This window comes from Dokdonella sp., from assembly GCF_049593775.1.
Lineage (GTDB): Bacteria > Pseudomonadota > Gammaproteobacteria > Xanthomonadales > Rhodanobacteraceae > Dokdonella.
In genome coordinates this window covers 1-6,657 of record NZ_JBAWHJ010000079.1, presented here as the reverse complement: position 1 = coordinate 6,657, position 6,657 = coordinate 1, and the positions used below count along the sequence as shown (strand labels likewise).

6 protein-coding genes and 1 pseudogene are annotated in these 6,657 nt (G+C 60.8%); 5 read left to right on the top strand and 2 right to left on the bottom strand.

Annotation, left to right across the window (positions count from 1 at the left end; genetic code table 11):
• From WBP53_RS02745 to WBP53_RS02725, 5 genes and pseudogenes are all read left to right on the top strand, one after another.
• A pseudogene (locus WBP53_RS02745) lies at nucleotides 1-334 on the top strand (DnrO protein); the annotation flags it as partial.
• A 4-nt stretch (nucleotides 335-338) separates the two neighbouring features.
• The gene (locus tag WBP53_RS02740) at nucleotides 339-617 is read left to right on the top strand and encodes a hypothetical protein (protein ID WP_423925692.1); all 279 of its coding nucleotides are present in this window, start codon (nucleotides 339-341) and stop codon (nucleotides 615-617) included.
• A gap of 48 nt (nucleotides 618-665) precedes the next feature.
• The gene (locus WBP53_RS02735; protein WP_423925690.1) at nucleotides 666-1,409 is read left to right on the top strand and encodes a DUF1294 domain-containing protein; all 744 of its coding nucleotides are present in this window, start codon (nucleotides 666-668) and stop codon (nucleotides 1,407-1,409) included.
• A gap of 198 nt (nucleotides 1,410-1,607) precedes the next feature.
• Nucleotides 1,608-2,402 (top strand): type IV toxin-antitoxin system AbiEi family antitoxin domain-containing protein, encoded by a 795-nt coding sequence (locus WBP53_RS02730; protein WP_423925688.1) that lies wholly within the window; start codon nucleotides 1,608-1,610, stop codon nucleotides 2,400-2,402.
• Nucleotides 2,386-3,312, top strand: a complete 927-nt coding sequence (locus WBP53_RS02725) for a nucleotidyl transferase AbiEii/AbiGii toxin family protein (protein ID WP_423925686.1) — start codon at nucleotides 2,386-2,388, stop codon at nucleotides 3,310-3,312. The genes WBP53_RS02730 and WBP53_RS02725 overlap by 17 nt, the downstream gene beginning before the upstream one ends.
• Before the next feature lie 3 nt (nucleotides 3,313-3,315).
• On the opposite strand, the gene WBP53_RS02720 is transcribed toward WBP53_RS02725, so the two are convergent.
• Together WBP53_RS02720 and WBP53_RS02715 are read right to left on the bottom strand one after the other, a co-directional pair.
• Complete coding sequence (locus WBP53_RS02720) at nucleotides 3,316-4,416, bottom strand: PLP-dependent cysteine synthase family protein (RefSeq protein WP_423925684.1); 1,101 nt, start codon at nucleotides 4,414-4,416, stop codon at nucleotides 3,316-3,318.
• 2 nt (nucleotides 4,417-4,418) lie between these two features.
• The coding region (locus WBP53_RS02715) for a nitric-oxide reductase large subunit (protein ID WP_423925682.1) at nucleotides 4,419-6,657 on the bottom strand (2,239 nt) is incomplete at its 5' end.

Sequence of the window (6,657 nt, the reverse complement as noted above, 5' to 3'; positions counted from 1 at the left end):
GCGTGAAGGCATGGGACGCATCCACGAGGCGCTGAATGAGCTGCGCCACTACGAAATGGGTCACATGCCGGAATCCATCGCCGTGGAGAAGGTCGATGAGATCCAGTCGTCAATCGACTACCTGTTTGCGAATTGCAAACTCCCGGCCGACGCCGACGCAGCCTTGCATGCCATCCTCGCACCCTTGCTCGGTGCCGTTCAGTCGTTCGAGAAGAATCCGAAGGACATGGCCGCCCTGGCAAGCATGCGCAAGGCAGTGGATGACTATCCGCACCGATTCAATGATCCGGATTGGCCGTTGACGGCAGACGCCTCAGGGCACGCCGGACACTGAGGCGATGGGCGAACCGGTTCCTGTATGGCAATGCATCGGCTGCGGTCGCATCGAGGCGCCCCAGACCTGCATCGGCGTGTGTCAGGCCCGGAAAGTCTTCATGGTTTCGATGAGTGATCATCAGGAAGCCCTGGACCAGATCCAGCACTTGATCGTGCAGGCCGATGCCATGCAAGGCCTGCTCAATCGTCTTGCCCATTCGACTCCTCGCGATGGTCAATGGGAAGCTTCGTGGCGTGCTGCACAGATTGAAGCAAGGGCTGTACTTGCCCACCAGGCTTGAGCGTCACCTCACGCCTCCTGCGCTGCTGCTCGCGCCTGGCATGACTGCATGCCTGACCCGCCTCGGTGCCTGACCGAGCGCATGGTCCCCACTGTCGAGGGATCGCAACTGGCTGCAACCAGCCTGGCAAGGCACAATTTGAACTTCCAGCCTCATCATGCGGACGCGATGCCGATGCGCCTTGTCGGACGGATCTTCGATTGGAAAGACGAGAAGGGCTTCGGCTTTGTCGAGCCAAACGGCGGCGGCGAGCGCGCGTTTGTCCATGTAAATGCGTTCGAGAAGCGCGGCCGACGCCCGGTCGAGGGCGACCTGATTTCCTACGAGACCAGCAAGGATGACCGGCGCAGGCTGAATGCCACTCGGATTCGCTACGTCAGGAATGCCGGCGACAAATCCGCTGCCAGCAGAGTGGGATTCCCGCGACGATCTCTGGGCGTGATTGCCCTGTTGACACTGGCCATGGCTGCCTACCTCGGAAAGCTACCCGTTGTCGCTGCCGTGTTCTACGCCGGCATGAGCACGATCACCTTCCTGGCCTATGGTCTCGACAAGTCTGCCGCGCGCGCCGATGGCCAGCGAACGGCGGAAAGCACCTTGCATCTTCTGGAACTGCTGGGTGGCTGGCCGGGCGCGCTGATCGCGCAAGGAAGCTTTCGGCACAAGACCCGCAAGCGCTCATATCAGGTCACCTTCTGGCTGGTCGTTGTCATCAACCTCGCGCTGCTGGCCTGGCTCATCCACAGCGGCCACATGGAGAGCCTCGTCCGACAACTGCAGCGATTCTGGTAACGATCCACTTGCCGGCGTCGATGCATGCCTCGGGGCGGCGCTCTCGCAAGGCGCCGTGTCCGATTTTTTCATCGGATCAATACGCACGGCGAACGGGCGTTCCGTTCATCCCTATGCCTTTTTTCCTCACTTGTGGTGAGTATAATTGCTCAATCGGTGAACTTGCGCTAGTTCATTGATAGGCCTAATATCCTCACCATGAGTGAGGGAAAGCGCCAATCGCTGAACCGCCTGCTGGCCGATCATGCGCCGGGTTCGCTGCTGCCGACGAGTTGGTTAACCTCGCATGGCTATGCTGACAACCTTCTGCCGAAGTATGTGGCGGGTGGCTGGCTGGAGTCCGCAGGTTACGGGGTCTACCGGCGCACCGGCGCCGAATCGACCTGGGCGGATGCTGTATACGCGCTCCAGAAACTGCTTCAACTCCCTCTGCATGTAGGTGGTCTATCCGCGCTGGATTGGAGCGGCTTTTCGCACTTCATGCGGCCCGGGCCAAAACCGGTTGTGATCTATGGGCCAAAGCGCCCGCCGAAATGGGCACCCCATGTAGTGCCTCGGCATCGGCTTGAGTGGCATTCGGACAGTCTGTTCGACTTTCCTCTCGACGCGTCAATCAAGGAGCGCGCGCTGGTTGAACTGCAACCCGTGGGCGAACGTCACTGGTTGCTCTTTTCCAGCGAAGAGCGCGCGATTCTCGAAATGCTTGACGAGACGCCGACGCGCGCCAGCGTGCACGAAGCCGACGCCATCTTTGCGGGTCTCGTGCGATTGCGACCTGCGCGTCTCGACACGCTGCTGGCATGTTGCACCCGCTACAAGGTCAAGCGACTTTTTCTTGCGCTCGCACATCGGCACAACCATGCCTGGCTTAAACGCTTGAACGTTGCCGCTGTCGATCTGGGTCGCGGCAAGCGCGCCATGCTGCGAGGCGGCAAATACGACGCACGTTTCCAGATCACACTACCTGCCGATCTCGATGCCAAACTTCGATAGTGCCTACGCCCGGCAACTCGCATTGCTTGTGGACGTACTGCCGGTTGTTGGCACCGAGCATGCGTTCGCCCTCAAGGGTGGCACGGCGATCAACCTGTTTTTCAGGGACTTGCCGCGACTCTCCGTGGATATTGATCTCACCTGGCTACCCGCCGGCGAACGACGCGAGTCACTTGACGGCATTGCCGCCGCATTGACCCGCATCGGCCACCAGCTTCAAGAAAGCCTCGGTTGCGAGGTTCGCACGCGTACGACTACTGACGGTGCTCCAATCAGCCTCGCGATCAATCGGAACCAGGTGGCAATCAAGATTGATGTCACTCCGGTGCTGCGCGGCTCTGTTTTCCCTCCGGAGACGAGGAATGCGCAACCGGGCGTAGAAGAGCATTTCGGTGCCATTGAAATGCAGACGCTGGGGTTCGCGGATCTGTTTGCTGGAAAGCCGGTCGCCGCGCTCGACCGCCAGCATCCTCGAGATTTGTTTGATGTCATGCATCTGCTTGCGGCCGAAGGCATCACCACCGACTTGTGGTCGGCGTTTCTCGTCTACATGACTGCCGCCGGTCGACCCGCCGCAGAATTGATCTCGCCCAATCGCTTGCCGCTGGAAGATCGATTCGTCGCAGAATTTTCCGGAATGGCCGACGACGCCGTGAATGTGCAGTCGCTGACCGAAACCAGAGAGCGGCTGATCTCATGCATCCACGCGCGAATTGACAATAATGTTCGACAATTCCTGTTGTCAGTTGAGCGTGAGACTCCCGAATGGGAACGCCTGGGGCTCCCTGACCATATTGCCGAACTACCGGCGCTGCGCTGGAAGTTACTCAACATGGGCAAGCGCTCCGCCAAGAAGCGGGAAACCGATCATCAACTGCTTGCCGAAACGCTGGCCCGGATTAGCCGATAGACTCTATGGCGACGGCACCTGCCACACGCCTTTCTCGATCGCCCACTTCAGTGCGTGCCGCCATGGTGCGAGATCGATGCTGTTCACTGCCAGCCAGTCTGGCTCGAACAGGGTTTCACGATAGCGTTCGCCGCGATCACAAAGCAGGGTAACGATGCTGCCGGTTTCTCCGCGCTCGCGCATCTGGGCTGCGAGTTGCAGGCAGGCAATGAAGTTCGTTCCCGAGGATCCGCCGTAGCGGTGGCCAAGCAGGAATTCGAGCAGCCAGGCAGCGGCGATCGAGGCGGCATCGTCCACTTCGAGCACCTTGTCGACGATCTCGAACAGGAAACCTGGCTCGACCTCGGGGCGACCAATGCCTTCGATCAGGGTCGGATGGCTGGAACGCACGGACCTGTCCCCGGTTCTCCAGCCTTCCGCGAATGCGCCGCCACGCGGCTCGGCAACGCACAACCGGGTCGGCAGGCGTCGATAGCGCAAATAGCGGCCAATCGTGGCCGAGGTGCCGCCGGTTCCTGCACCGCAGACGATCCAGCTCGGTTCCGCATGCGTTTCCTTGCGCATCTGACCGATGATGGATTCCGCGATATTGTTGTTGCCACGCCAGTCCGTGGCGCGCTCGGCAAGGCCGAACTGATCGAGATGGCAGGCACCGTTGTCGGCATGTTCGCGCGCACGCGCATGCACCTGGCCCGGATCTTCCACCAGATCGCAGCCACCACCCAGGGCCTGCACGTCGCGAATCTTTGCGGGTGACGTACACGCGGGCATGACAGCGGTGAATGAAAGGTCGAGCAGGCGTGCAAACCAGGCCTCGGATATCGCGGTACTTCCGGAGGATGCATCAACGACGGCCTGGCCCTTGCGCAAGCGACCATTGCACAAGGCATACAGGTACAACGAGCGCGCCAGCCGATGCTTGAGACTGCCCGACGCGTGCGCGGCTTCATCCTTGAAGTAGAAATCGATCCCGGGAAACCCGTCAAAGGCGAGATGCAGCAGGTGGGTGTCGGCGGAACGGGCGGCTTCTTTCTCAAGCCGCCCGAGCACGTCGTTGACCCAGATTCGATCGCCCTGCTTCGCCTCTGGCGGAGTCCGCTTCACGATCAGTCGACCTTCTTCGCCAGCGCAGCCTTTGCGGGTGTCGCGCCTGGCGCTGCAGACGCCGCCTTTTCACGCTTCGGCTTGATCCACAGGCGAAGCACGAACCAGCTGAACAGCAGGGCGCCGAAGGCAAAGATCGTATCGCCGGGTACGCGCATCCATACCAGCAAGTGGATGATCGGCTGGGTCATGAACTCCGCCGAACGCGCAAACCAGTAGCCGTGTTCAAGTGCTGCCGATAGCTGCAGCACGCCGAGTGGCAGCAAGGTCAGGATGGCCATCAGCGAAAGGCCGATGTTGAGCGACCAGAACGAGGTTCGCAGCCAGCCTTCGTTCCAGTGCAGATCGGGCTTGAGGCCCCGCAGGCAGAACAGCATGAGGCCGAGGCCGAGCATGCCGTAGACACCGAACAGCGCGGTGTGGCCGTGCAGTGGCGTCAGGTTCAGCCCCTGCATGTAATACAGCGCCAACGGCGTGTTGATGAGGAACCCGAACAGGCCTGCTCCCACCAGGTTCCAGAACGAAACCGCGAGGAAGAACATGATCGGCCAGCGATAGCGCTGCATCCAGTCGGTCGAACGGCCATGCGACCAGGTCTCGTAGGCCTCCATGCCGATCAGTGCCAGGGGCACCACTTCAAGCGCCGAGAATGAAGCGCCGAGCGCGATCACGCCGACCGTCGTGCCGGCGAAGTACATGTGATGGAAGGTGCCGAGAACGCCACCGGCCATGAAGATGATCGTCGCGAACAACACGTTGACCGTAGCCGTGGTGCCACGCACCAGGCCCAGCTTGACGAACAGGAAGCTGATCACGGCAACGGCGAACACTTCGAAGAAGCCTTCGACCCACAGGTGCACGACCCACCAGCGCCAGTACTCGACCATCGAGATATGTGTGTGCTCGCCCCACATCAGGCCGGCACCGTAGAACAGCGCGATGGCCACGGTGGACAGGAACAGCAAGCCGACGATCGAAGACATTTCGTCCTTGCGCATCAGGGCCGGCCAGAGCGCGCGACCGACCAGGCCTAGCCAGAGCAGCAATCCGACGAACAGGAAGATCTGCCAGAAGCGACCGAGATCGACATACTCCCAGCCCTGGTGTCCGAACCAGAAGTTGTTCGCCAGGCCGAGTTTCTGCATCACGGCGAACCATTGGCCGACAAATGCGCCGACGACGATGATCAGAAGACAGCACCAGAGAATGTTGACACCGAGCACCTGGTATTTGGGTTCGTGCCCGGAGACTGCCGGGCCAATGTACAAGCCAGTCGCCAGCCATGCGGTTGCGATCCACAACACCGCCAGCATCGTGTGCCAGGTTCGTGTCAGCGAATATGGCAGGATCTGCGATATGTCGAATCCGTAGAACTGCTGTCCTTCGACCTGATAGTGCGCGGTGATCGCGCCAAGCAGGATCTGCACCAGCAGCAGGGCCAGCACGACCCAGAAATACTTCGCCGTGGCTCGCATCGACGGCGTCACGGTGATGCCAGCCAGCGGATCTTTCGCCGGCGGCGTCAGATGCGGTTCCTTGCTATGCCAGACCGCATAGTGCCAGGCCAGGATACCAATACCGGCAATCATGAAGAGCACGCTGAAGACGGTCCACATGAAGGATCCGGAGGTCGGCGAATTGCCTACCAGAGGCTCATACGGCCAGTTGCTGGTGTAGCTGATGTCGCTGTCCGGTCGATTGGTGGACGCGGCCCAGCTGGTCCAGAAGAAGAAGCCTGCCAGTTTTTCGCGATACGCCTGATCGGGCACGGTGTTGTTGCGCATGGCGTAGCCTTCGCGCAATTTCTGGGTGGCCGGATCGTTGCTGAACAGGCTGATGTAGTGCGCGGCCACATTCGAAATGGCCTGGGCCCGATCGGCAGACACCGTGATCGTGTCACTGGCCGGATCGTAGGTATTGCTGCGCATCTCGGCGCGCAAACGCGCCTTGAGGGCGTCCTGGCGGGGCTCGTCCAGATCCTCATAGGCTGAGGCATGATCACGCCGCGCCCACATGTCGAGCAGCTCCACCGATTCGCGATGAAGCCAGTCGGCGCTCCAGTCCGGAGCGACCAGGGCACCATGCCCCCAGACCGAGCCCAATTGCTGGCCACCGAAGGATTGCCATACCTGACGACCGGTTTCGAAGTCGGCACGCGTGAACAGGACTTTTCCGGAATCAGTGGCCACGCGCTCGGGCAATGGTGGTGCACTGCGATGGATTTCATTGCCCATCCAGAGC

What these genes read in the sequence shown, in the direction of transcription:
- WBP53_RS02725 (WP_423925686.1), top strand. Translation starts at nt 2,386, where the DNA reads ATGCCAAACTTCGATAGTGCCTACGCCCGGCAACTCGCATTGCTTGTG.
- WBP53_RS02740 (WP_423925692.1), top strand. Translation starts at nt 339, where the DNA reads ATGGGCGAACCGGTTCCTGTATGGCAATGCATCGGCTGCGGTCGCATC.
- WBP53_RS02735 (WP_423925690.1), top strand. Translation starts at nt 666, where the DNA reads ATGCCTGACCCGCCTCGGTGCCTGACCGAGCGCATGGTCCCCACTGTC.
- WBP53_RS02730 (WP_423925688.1), top strand. Translation starts at nt 1,608, where the DNA reads ATGAGTGAGGGAAAGCGCCAATCGCTGAACCGCCTGCTGGCCGATCAT.